Source organism: Streptomyces sp. NPDC051940 (genome assembly GCF_040680895.1).
GTDB lineage: Bacteria > Actinomycetota > Actinomycetes > Streptomycetales > Streptomycetaceae > Streptomyces.
The window spans coordinates 33,425-50,493 of the sequence record NZ_JBFAXR010000060.1 but is presented as its reverse complement, the minus strand read 5'-3'; the positions used below and the strand labels follow the sequence as shown (position 1 = coordinate 50,493).

Sequence of the window (17,069 nt, the reverse complement as noted above, 5' to 3'; positions counted from 1 at the left end):
GGCGTGGGACGCAACCACCGCAACTCCCCGACGCGCAAGCGGCACCGCACGCCACCCCGACCCGCCCGGAGGCAGCCCCCCTCAGTGCCCCCGGTCCTCCCACTCCTTCAGGTGCGGCGCCTCGGCAGCGATGCTCGTCCCCTCGCCGTATCCCGTGAGCACGGCCGTCTGCGGCGGCAGCGTGAGGAGCCGGTCGCGGATCGACGCGATGATCGTCGTGAAGTCCGAGAACGAGCGGCCAGTCGCTCCCGGCCCGCCGTGGAAGAGCGTGTCGCCGGAGAACAGCACATCCGCCCGCTCCGCGTACAGGCACACCGCTCCCGGGCTGTGGCCCGGCGTGTGCAGGACTTCCAGGCGGATGCCGCCCGCCTCCAGCCGTAGTCCGTCGGCGAGTTCGCCGTCCGGCGACCGGGCCGGGTGGGTCTGCTTCCACAGCGGCAGGTCCGCCGGGTGGAGGAGCACGGGCGCGCCTGTGAGGTCGGCGAGAGCGGGGGCCGCGTCGATGTGGTCGTTGTGGGCGTGTGTGCAGACGATCGCGACCACGTGGCGCGGTCCCACGGCCGCGGCGATCACCTCGGCGTCGTGGGCGGCGTCGACGACGAGGACCTCCTGGTCGTCGCCGACGAGCCACACGTTGTTGTCCACCTCCCAGCTGCCTCCGTCGAGTTCGAACCGGCCTGAGGTGACGAGCCGTTCGACGCCCTTCGGGAGTGCCGTCACAGCAGCACCACCGAGCGCAGCACCTCGCCCTTCTCCATCCGGTGGAACGCCTCCTCGACCTGGTCGAGCGTGATCGTCTCGGACACGAAGGCGTCCAGGTCGAGCCGCCCTTGCAGGTAGAGGTCGATGAGCAGCGGGAAGTCCCTGGACGGCAGGCAGTCGCCGTACCAGGAGGACTTCAGCGCGCCGCCGCGCCCGAAGACGTCGAGCAGCGGGAGGTCGAGCTTCATCTCCGGCATCGGCACACCCACCAGCACGACCGTGCCGGCGAGGTCGCGGGCGTAGAAGGCCTGCTTGTACGTCTCGGGGCGGCCGACCGCCTCGATGACGACGTCCGCGCCGTGGCCGCCGGTCAGCTCGCGGATCGCCTCGACCGGGTCGCTCCCCCGGGCGTCGACGGTGTGCGTGGCACCGAGCCCCCGGGCCGTGTCCAGCTTGCGCGGGTCGACGTCCACGGCGATGATCCGGCCCGCGCCCGCCAGCCGCGCGCCCATCACGGCCGCGCCGCCGACACCGCCGCAGCCGATGACGGCGACACTGTCGCCGCGTGAGACGGCGCCGGTGTTGACGGCGGCGCCGAGTCCGGCCATCACGCCGCAGCCGAGGAGGCCGGCGGCGGCGGGCGAGGCGGCCGGGTCGACCTTGGTGCACTGTCCGGCGGCGACCAGGGTCTTCTCGGCGAAGGCGCCGATCCCGAGCGCCGGCGAGAGCACGGTGCCGTCTTCGAGCGACATCCTCTGCCGCGCGTTGTGCGTGGCGAAGCAGTACCAGGGCCTGCCGCGCCGGCAGGCACGGCACTGGCCGCACACCGCACGCCAGTTGAGGATCACGAAGTCGCCGGGCTCCACCTCGGTGACGCCCGCGCCGACGGACTCGACGGTGCCGGCCGCCTCGTGGCCCAGCAGGAACGGGAACTCGTCGTTGATGCCGCCCTCGCGGTAGTGCAGATCGGTGTGACAGACCCCGCAGGCGCTGACGGCCACGACCGCCTCGCCGGGGCCGGGGTCGGGGACGACGACCGTCTCGATCCGGACCGGTTCTCCCCTGCCCGGGGCTATGACTCCCCGTGCGCGCTGTGCCATCTGCTCGTTCTCCCCTCGCCGTTCCCGGCTACCAGCGCACCATGACGTGGCGCGGCTCGCTGTAGTGATCGAGGGCGTACCCCGACAGGTCCCGCCCGTACCCCGACTGCCCGAAGCCGCCGTGCGGCATCTCGGAGCAGCCGGTGAGGTGGTCGTTCACCCAGACCGCGCCGAAGCGCAGCCCGGCCGCCGCCCGCAGCGCCCGGCCCGCGTCCGCCGTCCAGACGGACGCCGACAGCCCGTACGGCACGTCCGACGCCATGGCGAGCGCCTGTTCGGGGTCGGCGGCGCGCTGGACCGTGACGACCGGGCCGAAGACCTCGCGCTGCACGATCTCCGCGTCCTGGTCGGGCCCGATCACGACGGTGGCCGGGTAGTACGCGCCAGGCCCGTCCGGTGCCGCGCCGCCCGCGGTCACACTGGCCCCGGCGGCGACAGCCCGTCCGACGAAGCCGGCGACCCTGTCGCGCTGCGCGGTGCTGATGAGCGGGCCGAGCTCGGTCGCCGGGTCGTCCGTCGGCCCGGTGCGCAGCGAGTCGGCGACCTCGGTGAGGGCCTCGACCACCCTGCCGTACACGGCGGGTGTGGCGATGACACGGCAGGCGGCCGTGCAGTCCTGCCCGGCGTTGCCGAAGGAGGCGATACGAAGCGACGCGGCCAGCGCTTCGACGTCCGCATCGTCGAGCACCACCACCGGCGCCTTGCCGCCGAGTTCAAGGTGGAGGCGCTTGAGGCCCGGCGCCGCCGCGGCGGCGACCTTGCGCCCGGTGGCGACCGAGCCGGTCAGGGAGATCATGGCGACATCCGGGTGCGCGGCGAGCTGCGCCCCGACGGGACCGTCGCCGGTGACGACGTTCAGCACGCCGGGCGGCAGCAGCTCCGCGGCCAGCGCGGCGAGGGCGAGCGTGCTGAGGGGTGTCAGCTCGGAGGGCTTCAGCACCACCGTGCAGCCCACCGCCAGCGCGGGCGCGAACTTCCAGACCGCCATCATCAGCGGGTAGTTCCACGGTGCGATCGCGGCGACCACGCCGACCGGTTCGCGGCGGACGAAGGAGGTCGCCCCCTCGACGTACTCCCCCGCCGCCGGGGCCTGCAGGCTGCGGGCGGCGCCGGCGAGGAAGCGGATGTTGTCGGCGCAGTAGTCGATCTCCTCGGGTACGGCGGCGATCGGTTTGCCGGCGTTCGCGGACTCGGCCTCCGCGAACGCCTTGGCGTGGCTCTGGAGCGCGTCGGCCAGCGCGTTCAGCCGCGCGGCGCGGTCGGCGGGGGTGAGCGCCCGCCAGCCGGGGAACGCGCGCCGCGCGGCGGCCACCGCCCGGTCCACGTCGGCCGGGGAGCTGCGCGGCACCTCGGCGAGCACCGTACCGGTGGAGGGGTCGCGGGCCGGGTCGGCGGCGGCACCGCCCCCGGCGACGAGTTCGCCGTCGATCAGGTTCGCGGTGTCGTTCAGGTGCGTGCCGCTCATGCCGCAGCCTCCTGCGGCCGCATTCCGCCGCGCAGGTCGGCGGCCATCCTCTCGAGGTTCGCCAGGAACCGTTCCGCGTCCTCGCGGGTGTGCTGGACGGACGCGGTCCACTGCTCGCACTTGCCCCACGGCGGCAGGAAGACGCCTCCGTTGTGCTGGTAGAGCCAGTGGGCGTTGCCCCACTCGTCGTCGTACGCCAGGAAGTCCCGGTAGTTCTCGAGCCGTTCGGTGAACAGCACCGCGCCCTTGCAGCCGTAGCTGCGTACGAAGCCCGGCAGCCCGTAGCGGCGCAGGATCTCCTCGGCTCCGTCGGCCATGGTGCGGCGCAGCTCCTCGAAGCCGTCGTACGCGGCGGGCGTCAGGATGTCCTGCAGCACGGCGCGCGCGGCGGCCATGGTGAGCGGGTTGCCGTTGAAGGTGCCGACCTGCTCGTACGCGCCCTGCGTGATCAGGTCCATCAGCTCGGGTATGCCGCCGATGGCGCCGCAGGGCAGTCCTCCGCCGAGCGCCTTGGCGAGGCAGACCAGGTCCGGTACGACGCCGGTGAGGCCCACGGCGCCGGCGGGGCTGAGCGCGAGGCCGGTTTTCACCTCGTCGAAGGCCAGATAGGCGCCGTGCGCGTGGAGAAGGTCCTTCAGCAGGCGCAGATAGCCGGGCGGCGGCGGGATGAGGCCGATGTTCATCATCACCGGCTCGATGATCATCCCGGCGATCTCGCCGCGGTGCTCGGTCAGCACGCGGTCGACGGCCGCGAGGTCGCCGAACGGCACGACGACGGTGAGGTCCACGACCGCCCTCGGGTACGCGCTGCCGACGGGTACGGAGTTCGGGCGGTCGGCGGGTCCGGCGAGTTCGGGCGCGGGGTAGACGGAGACCTGCACGGCGTCGTGGTGGCCGTGGTAGGTGCCCTCCACCTTGATGATCTTCGGGCGGCCGGTGGCGACGCGCATCAGGTGGATCGCGTCCATCGTGGACTCCGTACCGGAGTTGTTGTACCGCCACACCGGCAGCCCGAAGCGGGCGGCCAGTTCACGGGCGACGACGACGGCGTCCTCGGTGGGCTGGGCGAAGTGCGTGCCTTTGCGCACCCGGTCGGACACCGCGGCGACGATCGCGGGGTGCGCGTGTCCGACGATGCCGACGCCGAAGCCGCCGTGCAGATCGGTGTACTCGGTGCCGTCCACGTCCCACGTCCGTGAGCCCCGGCCCGTGCGGATCCAGACGGTTCCCGGCTGGGTGTCCTGCCAGCTGGAGGCGACGCCGCCGGCCAGTACGGATCCGGCCTCGGCGCGGATGCGCTGCGATTCGGTGGTGCGGTCGAGGAAGACCTTCGACTGCTGGGCGATCAGCTCGTCGAGTCGGGCCAGGTCCTGGGCCCTGCGGCTGTCGGGCGACGTGTCTGTACTCATGAGGGTGTACGTCCGTTTCGTCGTCGGATCGCTGATGTCACGGGGTGCGTACGGCGCCGACCGCGCCGTCCAGATACGCGCGGGCCAGGTGCTGGATGGAGCCGGCGACCACGCGTTCGTGCCAGGCGGACAGCGGGCCCGGCCGGTAGCCGGGAGAGCTGACGCCTCGCTGGACGGACTCGCACGCCGTCCAGTCCTGGCGGTTGGTGAGGTCCCAGAAGTCGACGGCGTAGCCGGGGTCGAAGCCGGCGGGGCGGTCGGCCGGGAAGAGCCACTGGCACTCGACCCAGGTGGTGTCAGGACCGGTCGGCACCAGTCGGTGCACCATCACGTAGTCGGGGTGCGGGCTGAGCAGCAGCTGGGGGAAGAGCTGCAGGTAGTACACGCGGTCGCGCAGTCCGGGGGTGAGGCCGGGCAGCAGCGGCCCGGACCCGGTACCGTCCAGGGACATGGTGCGCACCCCCGGTTCGAGCTGCATGTGGCCGCCGTGCCACTGGCCGGGGCCGCCGCAGTCGAGGCCGCTGTCGGGTGAGGAGACCTGGCACAGCTCGGGGTGGATGGCCGGGCAGTGGAAGCACTCGTGGTAGTTCTCCACGATCAGCTTCCAGTTGGCGCGCAACGTGTAGCGGTGGATGGCGGCCGGGGTGAGGTCGACCAGCCCGTACGGGGCGAGGAGTTCGTCGAGCCCCGAGGTCCACTCGGCGAGCGGCGGGGCGGTGCCGTCGAGGTTGGCGAGGACGAAGCCCTGCCATTCGGCGACCGGCACCTCGATCAGCCCGAGCCGGTCCGCGTCCGCCGGGAGGGAGCGTGCGGCGGGTACCGCGGCGCCGATGGCGACGGGTTCTCCGTCGTCGAGGGCGGGGACGCGCACGAGCCGGCCGGTGAGGTCGTAGACCCATGCGTGGTACGGGCAGGCGAGGAACCGCGGCCGGCCGGCGGGAGCGTCGGTGGCGCAGGGAAGCAGCTCGTGGCCGCGGTGCCGGCAGCTGTTGTGGAACCCGCGCAGCACGCCGTCCTCGCCCCGCACCAGCAGCACGGACGCGGCACCGTACGGCCCTTCACCGTCCGGGCTGCCCAGCGGGAAGGCGAGCCGGGAGCGGGGGCGGGCCAGCGCGTCGGCGCGGCCGAGGCAGACCCAGCCGGCGTCGAAGACCTCGCGGCGCTCCCAGGCGAGGACGCCGGGATCGAGGTAGGCGGCGGCGGGGAGCATCCGGCCGGGGGGCTCCAGTACGGCGCGCAGCGCGTCCCGGTCGAGTGCGCTGAGCAGGGGGTCCGCGGTACGGGTGTCGGGTGGCACGGTCACTTGCGGCGCCCCGGGGTACGGCGGTCCTTCAGGATGCGCCGGGTGGCCAGATAGCCGGCGATGCCGGTGACCCCGCCGCCGCCGTGGGTGGCCGAGGAGCACTGGTACAGGCCCTTGACCGGGGTGGTGAAGTCGGCGTAGCCGGGGGCGGGGCGCATGTGGAACAGCTGCTCGGGGCTCAGCTCGCCGTGGAAGATGTTCCCCCCGACGAGGCCGTACTCCTCCTGCATCTGGTGCGGGCCTATGACCTGGCGGTGGATCACCTGGCCCTTGAAGCCGGGGGCGAGCTGGTCGTACAGGTCGATCACCCGGTCCGCGTACGCCTCGAGCTCCTCGGTGTGCGGCTCGTCGGCCCAGGTGTGCGGCACCCACTGGGTGAACATCGACATCACGTGCGTACCCGGCGGGCAGAGCGTGTCGTCGACGGTGGAGGGGATGACGCTGTCGGCGAAGGGGCGGGCGGCCGGGCGGCCCGAGCGGGCGTCGATGAACGCGTCCTCGACGTATTCCAGCGACTCGGCCAGGTCGATCGGGCCGGACAGCTCCTGGGCGGTGAGGTCCGGGTTGGCGGTGAAGCGAGGCAGTCCGGAGAGCGCCACGTTGACCTTGACGGTGCCGGAGCGGGAGCGCCAGCGCCGGATGTCGGCGACGAAGTCCTCCGGCAGCTCGCGGGGTTCGAGCTGGTTGAGGAAGGTGATCTGCGGGTGGGTGGCGGAGACGACCGTCGGCGCCAGGAACTCGCGGCCGTCCTCCAGCGCGACACCGGTGGCGCGGCCCCCGCGGGTGAGGATGCGCTCGACGCGGGCACCGGTGACGACGGTGGCGCCGAAGTGCTCGGCGGAGCGCCGGATCGCGTCGGCGACCGCTCCCATGCCGCCGACGGGGTACCCCCAGCTGCCCATCTTCCCGTCGCCGATATCGCCGATGGTGTGGTGCATCATCACGTACGCCGTTCCGGGTTCCATCGGGCCGGCCCAGGTGCCGATGACGCCGTTGATGGACATCGAGCCCTTCACGATGTCCGACTCGAACCATTCGTCGAGCAGATCGGCGATGCTCATCGTGAACAGTTTCGTGGCGTCGGCGACTGATCGGGCGTTCAGTCCGCGCATGCTCCACGCCAGCTTGAGCTGGTCGAGCAGATCGCCGACGGCGTGGGAGCCGAGGGCGGGCGGGGTGCGCAGCAGCAGGGGGGCGAGCATCTTGCCGATGCCCCCGAGCCACTCCTCGTACCGCGACATGGCGTCCGCGTCCTTCTTGGAGAATGCCGCCAACTGCTCATGGTCGTGGCGGTGTTCACCCGTCATGTGCAGGGAGCGGCCGTCGAGCGAGGGGACGTACCACGGGCCCATGGGAAGCACCCGGTAGCCGAACTCCTCGAGCTTCAAATCCCTGATCACCGTGGGTGGCATCAGGCTCATGACGTACGACAGGGCCGTCATCTTGAACTCCGGTCCCCACGGCTTCTCGGTGACCGCCGCGCCGCCCGTGACGGGGCGGGCCTCCAGGACGAGCGTCTTCAGTCCCGCCCTGGCCAGATAGGCGGCACTGACAAGGCCGTTGTGGCCGCCGCCGACGACGATTCCGTCGTATTCGCGCTGCAGAGCTTCCATGAATGGTCGAGCCCTTCTGGTAACAACCCGGTTTCCTTCCGGCCGCTCTCTTGCGGGGCCGGGCTCTCATGCCAGACTAACTGGGTGACCAGTCAGCCGCGCAAGACCTCGACGCAAACCGATAGATCTACGCTGTCCGAGACGAATGAGGTGCCATGGTCAACTCCGAACCACACAACCCGCCCGGACCGGCGCGCAGACCCCGGCGCGGGCCGGACCGCCGCGCACTGCTGCGCGCGGGCCTGTTCGCGGGATCAGCTGGTCTGCTCGCCGCGTGCGGGCAGGACGGCGGGCGCGCAGCCGCCGCAAAGCCGACCCGGGTCTCCCGCCCCGACGACCCGGTCACGCTGCCGCTCGCGGCGGACAACAAGGCGATAGCCGACGGGCTCACCCCCGAGAAGGGCGCCACCCTGCGGCTGCTCAACTACGCCGACTACCTGGCACCGGACCTGGTGAAGGCGTTCCAGAAGGAGTACGGCTGCAAGGTCCAGGTCACCACGTTCACGACGATGACCGAGGCCGTGGAGAAGCTGCGCAACGCGAGCGCCGCCCCGTACGACGTCTTCTTCCCGACCGCCGACGTGGTCGGCCGCGTGGTCCAGGCGGGCCTGCTCCAGCCGGTCAACCACTCCTACCTGGGCAATCTCGCCAACGTCTGGCCGACGCTGCAGAACCCGTTCTACGACCAGGGTTCGCGCTACACCGTCCCGTACAACGTCTTCAGCACCGGGATCGGCTACCGGGCCGACCGGATCACGTCCCTCCCGGCCAACGGCTACGACCTGTTCTGGGATCCCGCGTACGCGGGCAAGGTCTACGTCCTCGACGACTACCGCGAGGCGCTCGCCCTGACGCTCGTGCGCCGCGGCGACTTCGAGGTGAACACCGGCGACGCCGCCGTGCTGGGCAGGGCCGGGAAGGACCTCGCGGAGCTGCTGCGGACCGTCAAGGTCAAGGTCGGCACCCAGCAGGCCACGCTGCTGCCGCAGGGGCAGGCGCTCGTGCACCAGGCCTGGTCCGGGGACATGATCGCGGCGCAGTACAACCTCGCCGAGGACCAGCCGGCGACCGATCTCGGTTTCTGGTACCCCGAGCAGGGCAAGGGCGTCATCGGCACCGACTGCGTGGCCGTGGTGCGCGGCGCGGGGAGTCCCGTGCTCGCCCACCACTTCCTCGACTACCTGCTGGACACCGACAACGCGGGCACCAACATGGGCTGGGTCGGCTACCAGCCGGCCCAGACCGCCTTCACCCCGCAGTACATGGCGGAGAACGAGTACGTCCCCGCCAACCTCACCTCGGCGATCGTGACCGAGCAGGCGTACCGGGACTGCGTGCAGCTCCTCCAGCTCGACGTGGAGTCGGAGCGGTTGTGGCAGGACACCTGGGCGCAGTTCAACGCGGGTTCCTGAACGCGCGGGCAGCGAGGAGGGGGTGGCGCCGAGGCCGCGGCGCCACCCCCTCCCGCCGTACCGTCACTCCGCGTCGGCCGGTGGGACCAGCTCCATGTGGTAGCACTTGCGGAGCGTCTCGCGGACCTCCAGGACCACGGGGGTCGCCCGGTCCAGGATGACGGCGCTGCCGGGGCCGATATCGAAGGGCCTGCCGCCCTCGGGTGCGACGGTGGCCCTGCCCTCGACTACCACGAAGATCTCGGACTCGGCCATCCGGATCGCGCCGGGGGTGCAGGTCCAGATCCCGCGGACAGCGCTGCCGTCGGGCGCGGTCCAGATCGCGGCGTCGGAGACGACGGGTTCGCCGGAGACGGTCTGGCCGGGCTCGAGTTCGTACGGGGTGAGCTGGACGTCGGCGATGACGAAGGTGCTGGCCATGGTGGCGGGTTCCTCTCCTGGTCTGCTGCTGCTCTGATTCCGGTCGCTGTTCTGCTGGTTGCTCGGCAGCCGTTACATCACGCGATGACCTGCCGCACGCCGCGGCGCACGAGCGAACGGGCGACGATCAGGCGCTGGATCTCACTGGTCCCCTCCCAGATGCGGTCCACGCGCAGCTCGCGCCAGAACCTCTCGGCGGCCGTCGTACGCAGGTAGCCGCGACCGCCGAAGACCTGCACGGCCCGGTCGGCACAGCGGTTCGCCGCCTCGCTGGCGAAGAGCTTCGCCAGCGAGGCCTTGGCGTGGACGACCTTGGGGTCCGCGCCGGCGTCGGCGAGCGCGGCGACCTCGTACACGAGGAGCCGCGCGGCCGCGGCGTCGGCGGCGGAGTCGGCGAGCGGGAAGGAGACGCCCTGGTGGTCGATGATCGGGCCGCCGCCCTGCTCGCGCTGCCCAGCCCAGGCCGTGGCCTCCTCCAGCAGCCGGCCCATCGCGCCCACGCAGTGCACCGCGATGCCGAGCCGCTCATCGACGAACCAGCGCTGCTGCAGCGCCTCCGCACCGCCCAGCGGTCCGAGCACCTCGTCGGGCCCGACGCGGACGTCGGTGAAGCGGATCGTGGGGTGGCCGTGCGGGAAGTTGTGGGTGAACGGCGGCTCGTCGACGGTATCGACGCCGGGTGCGCCGGCGGGGACGAGGAAGAGGGTGGGGCCCTCGTCGGCGACGGCGACCACGACATGGGCCGTGGCCACGTCGCCGCTGGTCACGAACCACTTCTCACCGTTGATCAGCCAGCCCTCGCCCTGCCCGTCCCGGATCCGCCGGGCGGTGGTGGCGATCCGGGAGGGGTCGCTGCCGGCGTGCTCCTCGGTGACGGCGTAGGAGACGGCGGCGGTGCCCGCCACGCAGGGTTCCAGATAGCGCCGGAGCTGCTCGGGCGTGCCGGCGGTCAGCACGTTGTACGCGTCGGGGATCCACCACCACAGGCCGTTGGTGCTGCGGCCGAGCTGCTCGTGGACGGCGACGTAGTCGGTGGCGCTCCACCCCTGGCCGCCGTGCTCCCGGGCGATCCGCCCGCCGTTGAGCCGGGCCTTGACGGCCGCGTCGCGGATCCCGTCCACGATCTCCTGCGGCAGCCGGCCGCCGGCCCGTTCCGCCTGCGTCTCGTACGGCAGCAGCTGCTCGTCGACGAACCTGCGGGCCCGTTCGGCCAGGTCCCGCTGCTGCGGGCTGAGAACGACCAAGGACGACATGCCACACCACCACTCGACTCGACCGGTTGACTGATTGGGCAGTCAGTCAACCGGCTCGATCGCAGACACGTCAAGGGCCCGTGCACGGGGTGTACACGGGCCCTCGGTCGAATCGCTGCGGGCGGGGCTACCGGCCCCGGGGGAAGACGGAGCGGTCGACGCCGACCTCGCGGGACGCCGCGACCCGGGCCTGCTCCAGGTAGTGCCGCCGGGTCATCGCGCCCAGCTGCAGGGTGTAGCGGATGGCCAGTCCGTCCAGCAGGGCGTCGAGCCGTTCGGCTGCGGCGGCCGGGTCGTCGCAGGTGAACTCGCCGGAGCGGACACCGTCGCGGATCACCCGTTCCACCACCGCGAGCCAGGCGCCGTCGAGTTCGCCGACGATGTTGCGCAACGACTGCACGCGCACGCTGGCCGCCCAGGCCTCGAGCCACAGCACCCAGCCGGCGTTGTCCTCCTCCGGCAGATAGAAGTGCAGCACGGCGTCCATCCGGTCCACCGAGCTGCCGGGGCTGTCCGCCACCTCCTGCAGGGTGCGGATGTCGTCCATGCTGGCCGCCCGGAGCATCTCCGTGAGCAGCACGTCCTTCGTCGCGAAGTGGTAGTGGATCAGACCGCCGCTGACATCGGTCGCCTTGGCGATATCCGCCACCCGGGTGTTGGCGAGCCCGCGTTCGAGCACCACCTTGCGCGCCGCCTCCAACAGCTCGGCCCTGCGCTGGTCGACCTGCTCCTCGCGGCTACCGCCACCCGAACGCCCTGTCCCGTTGGATTTCACAGCCCTCATCGTAACGGAGAGCGAGGCCTCTGACCCCGACTTGTTGAATAACCAGTCAGCCACTATACGCGATCAGGTCGCCTTCCCTACACTGCCCGGCATGGCTCAGGACACCCTCTCTCCGAGCAGCACCGAGCGCTCCCTCGCCGGCGGCACGGTCGAGCTCGTATCACTCCGCAAGGAGTTCACCGAAAGCGTCGCGGTCGACGGCATCGACCTGCGGATACCGGGTGGGGAGTTCTTCTCCCTGCTCGGTCCCTCGGGATGCGGCAAGACCACCACCCTGCGCATGATCGCGGGCTTCGAGGAACCCACCTCCGGCCGGATCATGCTCGACGGCACCGACGTCGCCCACGTCCCGGCGCACCGGCGGCCCGTCAACACCGTCTTCCAGAGTTACGCCCTCTTCCCCCACCTCAGCGTCGCCGACAACGTGGGCTACGGCTTGCGCTGGTCCTCTCCCGACGACACCCGCACCGCCCGCCCGGACCGCAGGGAACGGCGTCGCCTGGTCGACGAGGCGCTGGAGCTGGTACGCCTCGGCCATCTCGCCGGCCGCAGACCGCACCAGCTCTCCGGCGGCCAGCAGCAACGGGTGGCGCTGGCGCGCGCGCTGATCCTCAGGCCGTCGGTGCTGCTCCTCGACGAGCCGCTCGGCGCCCTCGACGCCCGGCTGCGCAAGGTGCTGCGTGCGGAGCTGATGGACGTGCAGCGGACGGTGGGCACGACGTTCGTGTTCGTCACCCACGACCAGGAGGAGGCGCTGGAGATGTCCGACCGCCTCGCCGTCATGGACGGCGGCCGCGTGGTCCAGTGCGGTACACCGCGCGAGGTGTACGAGCATCCGCGCACCGAATTCGCCGCCGACTTCCTCGGCACCGCGAACCTTCTCGACGTCGACTGCGCCGGCGAGCCGGGAGACGCTCTGCGCCGGGTGCAGGTCGGGGCGTTCGAGCTTGTCGCCGATTGCCCGTCCGCGCTGCCCGCGGGCCCGGCCCGTGCCGTCGTACGCCCTGAGCGCCTGCGGGTCCGGCGCACGGGCTCCTCGGCACCAGCATCGAACACCCTGCCGGGAATCGTCGACCGCACGGTCTACGTCGGTGCCACGACGCAGCTGACCGTCCGCCTGCCGCACGGCCCCTGCCTGCAGGTGCTCGCGCTCAGCGACGAAGGCGAACTCCCGTCCGGCACACCGGTGGAGATCGACTGCCCGCCCGGAGCCCTCCGCGTACTCGATCGGGAGCCGCCGGCCGAGGCCGGCGAGTAGCGGCGCTCCCCGGAGCCCGAGAGGCGAGTGCTCCCTGGGCCCCGGGATACGTCGCTCAGTGTCCGGCGGCGACCCTGGACAGTTCCTTCGTGCTCTTGGGCAGGGTCACGGACGCGGTCTTCGAACCGGATTCGAGGTCGACGGCGCGCACCGTCCGCGAGCCCAGGTCGGAGACGTACGCGACGTGGCCGCGCACGAAGAGTGTCGGGCGGGCCTCCCGGTCGCGGGGTCGATGACCCGCAACGCTCCGTCATGAAGTCGCCGTCCTTGTAGATCAGGACGCCGTCCTCGCAGCCCACCGCGACGGCCTCCCCTTTGGCCGCCGCCTCACCGTGCACGCCGGGGCAGCGCTCGTCGCGCTTCGGCTCCTTGCCGTCGGCGTCGACGACGAGCGCGCCGGTGCGCTTCTCCTCGGTGCCGAGGGTGGTGAGGAGCTCGCCGTTGCTCAGTTCGATGGCAACGCCGTGGTGGGGTTCGGCTGAGGTGTACCTGCGGCTCTCGGGCTTCCCCGCGGCCCAGGTCGGCGGGGTCGAACACGGTGACCTGCCCGGTGCCGTCGGTGACGGGCATCGTACGGCCCGCATGGCGGACCACGTGGCCGGGCTTCGCGCCGCTGAACTCGATGCCGGTGAAGGTCTGTGCGGCGGCGTTCAGCACGCGGAACCCGGTGCCGGTGGAGACCACGACGTGGTCCTTGTCGCCTGCGGGGTTGACCCGATTGAAGCCGGGCAGCTCGATCGCTCCGGCCAGTCGGAGCGTCTCACCGTCGAGGACGTAGCGGCCTCCGTCGAAGGAGGCGACGACCGGGTCCTCCACCTCGGCTGCCGGTGCGGTCCTCGCCGTGCCCCGCGCCTCGGCGCCGGAGGAGGCCGGCAGAGGGCGCACGCAAAGGCGTGCCTCGGTCAATGCCGCGCTGGCCGCGATCGCCGACAACTCCACCGAGTCCGGCTCCCTGACCGACGAGATCGTCCACGAGGGCGCCCGGCGGACGCTTGCCGCCGCGCTGAAGGCCGACGTCAACGACTCCCTAGCCGATGTGGCCGCTGCCTTACCTGCACGGCCTGCCCTCGCAGCACTTCGTGCCCGCGCCGAGGGGGCGCCAAAGGTGCAGGCGACGTGTCCGGACCGACACGCGCGGCCGGTCGTGTAGGTCGATCGCGTTACGGGCATGGACCGCTTTGGCGCGAATGGGCGGCCCCGGGCGTGGCGCGGCTCTAGGCTGGGATCGAGGAGCTGCGTTCAGGGGGCGCTGTGCTGGACGTCGAGCTGCACCGGGACTTCCGGTACATCCACGAGCCGCTGCCGGTCGGCGACGCCGCCATTCCGCCGCTCGGCCACGCCGACCTCGTCAAGCGGCTCCGCGAGCGGCTGCGCTTCTCCCACGGCGGTACGTTCCTGGTGACGGGCTTCCGCGGCGTCGGGAAGTCCACGCTGGTGCTGCGTGCACTGGCCCAGGCGGCGGAGGAGTGGCGCGGGGACAACGAGGAGCTGGTCATCGTCCACCTCAGCGTCGCCCGCAGCATGACCCCCGACCAGCTGCTGTTCGCAGTCGTCCGGCGGATCTTCGAGACCCTGGGCGATCACGGCCTGCTGCAGCGGCTGCCCCGGGAGGTGCGTGAGCCGCTGCTGCTGGCGTACACCCGGACCTCGCTGTCGTACAAGGAGATGCACTCCGACACCCGGGAGGCGGGCGGCGCGGCGGGGTTCGGCGCGCAGCAGGGGCCGCTGGCGGCCGTCGCCCCGAACCTGAACATCGCCGGCAAGCGGATCCGTGCCCAGGCGATGGAGGCGTCCTTCCTCGCCTATTCGGAGACCGATGTCGAGCATGACCTGATGCGCATCATCCGGCTGCTGTCGGGGCTGGAGGGTCCGGACAGCCGGCCGCGGCGGCTGCTGCGGCGACGGCGCGACCGCAGACTGCGCGTGCATCCGGTGATCGTGCTGGACGAGATCGACAAGCTCACCGACAACCGCGAGGAGGCGCTGCGGGAGTTCGAGGAACTACTCGGGCGGCTGAAGAACGTGCTCACCACACGGGGCGCGCACTTCCTCGTGGTGGCCGGTCCTGATCTGCACGACCGGGCGATCCTCGACACCGACCGGGGCAACGGCGTGTACGAGAGTGTCTTCGCGTGGCGGATGTACGTACCGTGCCTGTGGAACGCGCCGGAAGCGCTGGTGCGAGGTCTCACCGGCATGTCGCAGGTGGACGTCGGGTCGCTCCTGGAGTTCATCGCCTATCTGCGGTTCAAGTCACGCGGTGTGCCGCGCAGACTGCTGCAGGAGTTCAACGGGCTCATCCAGTGGAACGGTCCCGCGCCCTCCCTTCGGGTGCCGGCGGAGGAATGGGCGCGGATCGGTTTCTACGGCGGGCTGGAGGCACTGGTCGACGACGCCGTCACCGCGCACGTCCCGGCCGGTCTGCTGCCCGTACCGATCGACCAGGACCGCTGGCGGCTCGGCGGCTACCACGTGGTGGACTGGGCGCTGCGCAGCAAGGGCCGCCCATTCACCTGCTCGGACATCGTCGGCAGCGGCACCGACGACGCCCAGTCGATCGATCCGCTGCTGCGCATGGACAGTCCGACGGCTGAACGGCTGCTGCGGCATCTCAACCGTGGCGGGGTGCTCGACGTGGTCAGCGAGGCCGGCCGGCCCGACGCCACGTTGTACGGGGACCAGGCCGCGGTGCAGGTCACGTACTACAAACTGGCGGACGACATCCGCCGCCGGCTCGACGGTTTCACGCTGCGCAGCGAAGCCGAGCGCGCCGATCTGGGCCTTGAGGGGCCGCGACCGCCGGATCTGTTCAGCACCACGTTCGTCGGCACGGCCCCGCCCGCGCGGGGTGCGGCGCCCGCCGGCGTCCAGCCGCCAGGTGCGGCGGCAGACGGGCGCCGAGAGTCCGTGATCACGCTGATGGCCGACCGCTACGAGGTACTCGCCCAGATCGGCCAGGGCGGCATGGGCGCGGTGTACCGGGGCCGCGACTCCCTGACCGGGCAGGCGGTGGCCGTCAAGCTGCTGCACCGTCAGCTGCTGGCGGACGAGGTGTTCCGCACCCGGTTGCGGCGCGAGGCCTCGGTGGTCCGCCAGCTCAACCATCCGAACGTGGTCCGCTTCGTCGACCTGGTCGACGACCCCGAACCGGCCCTGGTGATGGAGCTGGTCGACGGTCCGTCGCTGGCCTCCGTGCTGCGCGACTCGGGGCCGCTGGAGCCCGTGCGGGTGGCCGTCGTCGCCCGCCAGCTCGGTGCGGTACTCGAACAGGCGGCAGGTCTGGGACTGTCCCGGTTCGACCTCAAACCGTCGAACGTGCTGATGCATCCGGTGCGCGGGGCGGTCATGATCGACCTTGGGATCGCACACTTCGACAACGCCGACGCCCGCCTCACCCGCACCGGGGTCGCGCTCGGCACGCCCGGTTACATGGCGCCCGAGCAGGTTCGCGGTGAGCCGACGGACATCCGGGCCGACCTGTTCGCGCTGGGCCTGCTGCTCTACGAGTGCCTGGTCGGACGACCGGCCTTTGAGGGTGACGACCTCTGGTCGCGGCTGTATCGCATCGTGCAGGAGGATCTACCGGTCTCGGACCTGCCCGTGACGCCGCAGCTGCGCGACGTCCTGGCGCGGCTGACGGCGCGTCAGCGGGAGAGTCGCTTTCCGTCGCCGGAGGACTTCCTGCGTGCACTGGAGCACACGCCCGAGGCAGTCGCGGACGTGGACCTGCGGATGCCGCGTCCGGCGCCGCCGCCACCGGAGCAGGAGAACGCAGAGGTGCCGCCGACCGGGCCCACCGTCCTCCTCCCCGCCCAGCGTCCCGGGTCCGGACGGCAGTCCGCCGAGGAGGCGGACCCGGGAACACGGCGCCTGATCGTCCGGCGCCCCCCGGAACCGGCCGCGCCGGAGCCCGAGGCTCAGCCGCCGGCGCCCGAGCCCCTGCCCGCAGCACCCGAGCCCCCGGCGCCCGAGCCCTAGGCGGCGGCCCGGGTCCCTGACGTTCCGTCAGCCCGACTGCGCCGCCGTCAGCACCGCCTCCAGGATCGACGCGCCCTCCTCCGCCTCCGCCACCGTCAGCGAGAGCGGCGGGGCTATCCGCAGGGCGTCGCATTCGACATCTCGAAGATCAGCCGGTGGCCGTTCGGCTACGCGGGCGCCATCCCGATGCCGGAGCAGAGTCCCGTTGACCACACTCGGGTGACACCGCCAGAGCCGCCACGCCCGATGTTCTTCTGCAGATTCGGCTCCGACCCGGCCCACTCGGCGTCTGAGAGTGCCCCGCCCCACATCAGCCGAAACGATCTGCCGTCCGGTGAGTTACTCAACCCATCGGCAAGCCCCAGCGGTCAA

Annotated in this window: 12 protein-coding genes and 1 pseudogene; 3 read left to right on the top strand and 10 right to left on the bottom strand. The window is 71.8% G+C overall.

The annotated features are described in order from the left end of the window. Positions 1-81: 81 nt before the first annotated feature. From AB0M28_RS22955 to AB0M28_RS22930, 6 genes are read right to left on the bottom strand one after another with little or no spacing between them, the layout of a single operon-like run. Entirely contained in the window at positions 82-720 is a 639-nt protein-coding gene (locus AB0M28_RS22955) for an MBL fold metallo-hydrolase (protein ID WP_365407875.1), read from the bottom strand. Further along, positions 717-1,802 (bottom strand): S-(hydroxymethyl)mycothiol dehydrogenase, encoded by a 1,086-nt coding sequence (locus tag AB0M28_RS22950; protein WP_365407872.1) that lies wholly within the window; start codon positions 1,800-1,802, stop codon positions 717-719. The genes AB0M28_RS22955 and AB0M28_RS22950 overlap by 4 nt, the downstream gene beginning before the upstream one ends. Before the next feature lie 28 nt (positions 1,803-1,830). Beyond that, positions 1,831-3,267, bottom strand: coding sequence for an aminobutyraldehyde dehydrogenase (locus AB0M28_RS22945; RefSeq protein ID WP_365407870.1), 1,437 nt, complete (start codon positions 3,265-3,267; stop codon positions 1,831-1,833). After that, complete coding sequence (locus tag AB0M28_RS22940; RefSeq protein WP_365407868.1) at positions 3,264-4,676, bottom strand: aminotransferase class III-fold pyridoxal phosphate-dependent enzyme; 1,413 nt, start codon at positions 4,674-4,676, stop codon at positions 3,264-3,266. The genes AB0M28_RS22945 and AB0M28_RS22940 overlap by 4 nt, the downstream gene beginning before the upstream one ends. Positions 4,677-4,713: 37 nt before the next feature. Continuing rightward, positions 4,714-5,979 (bottom strand): aromatic ring-hydroxylating dioxygenase subunit alpha, encoded by a 1,266-nt coding sequence (locus AB0M28_RS22935; RefSeq protein WP_365407865.1) that lies wholly within the window; start codon positions 5,977-5,979, stop codon positions 4,714-4,716. Next, positions 5,976-7,592 (bottom strand): NAD(P)/FAD-dependent oxidoreductase, encoded by a 1,617-nt coding sequence (locus tag AB0M28_RS22930; protein ID WP_365407862.1) that lies wholly within the window; start codon positions 7,590-7,592, stop codon positions 5,976-5,978. Before AB0M28_RS22930 ends, AB0M28_RS22935 begins: the two co-directional genes overlap by 4 nt. Positions 7,593-7,747: 155 nt before the next feature. Here AB0M28_RS22930 and AB0M28_RS22925 point away from each other — a divergent pair, with 155 nt between their 5' ends. Beyond that, on the top strand, positions 7,748-9,004 hold the full coding sequence (locus tag AB0M28_RS22925; protein ID WP_365407859.1) for a spermidine/putrescine ABC transporter substrate-binding protein: 1,257 nt from the start codon (positions 7,748-7,750) through the stop codon (positions 9,002-9,004). Between the two features lie 63 nt (positions 9,005-9,067). Here the strand turns inward: AB0M28_RS22925 and AB0M28_RS22920 are convergent, their stop codons facing one another. From AB0M28_RS22920 to AB0M28_RS22910, 3 genes are all read right to left on the bottom strand, one after another. After that, positions 9,068-9,424 carry a cupin domain-containing protein gene (locus tag AB0M28_RS22920; RefSeq protein WP_365407856.1) on the bottom strand — a complete coding sequence of 119 codons (357 nt, stop codon included), beginning with the start codon at positions 9,422-9,424 and terminating at the stop codon, positions 9,068-9,070. Positions 9,425-9,501: 77 nt separating this feature from the next. Further along, positions 9,502-10,677 carry an acyl-CoA dehydrogenase gene (locus AB0M28_RS22915; protein ID WP_365407854.1) on the bottom strand — a complete coding sequence of 392 codons (1,176 nt, stop codon included), beginning with the start codon at positions 10,675-10,677 and terminating at the stop codon, positions 9,502-9,504. A 127-nt stretch (positions 10,678-10,804) separates the two neighbouring features. Further along, positions 10,805-11,452, bottom strand: a complete 648-nt coding sequence (locus AB0M28_RS22910; RefSeq protein ID WP_365407851.1) for a TetR/AcrR family transcriptional regulator — start codon at positions 11,450-11,452, stop codon at positions 10,805-10,807. A 100-nt stretch (positions 11,453-11,552) separates the two neighbouring features. Here AB0M28_RS22910 and AB0M28_RS22905 point away from each other — a divergent pair, with 100 nt between their 5' ends. Continuing rightward, positions 11,553-12,719: an ABC transporter ATP-binding protein gene (locus tag AB0M28_RS22905; RefSeq protein WP_365407848.1), complete on the top strand. Its 1,167-nt coding sequence runs from the start codon at positions 11,553-11,555 to the stop codon at positions 12,717-12,719. A gap of 55 nt (positions 12,720-12,774) precedes the next feature. On the opposite strand, the pseudogene AB0M28_RS22900 reads toward AB0M28_RS22905, so the two are convergent. Continuing rightward, positions 12,775-13,625, bottom strand: a pseudogene (locus tag AB0M28_RS22900) (hypothetical protein). Between the two features lie 345 nt (positions 13,626-13,970). Here AB0M28_RS22900 and AB0M28_RS22895 point away from each other — a divergent pair. After that, positions 13,971-16,697, top strand: a complete 2,727-nt coding sequence (locus AB0M28_RS22895; protein WP_365407845.1) for a serine/threonine-protein kinase — start codon at positions 13,971-13,973, stop codon at positions 16,695-16,697. Positions 16,698-17,069 lie beyond the last annotated feature (372 nt).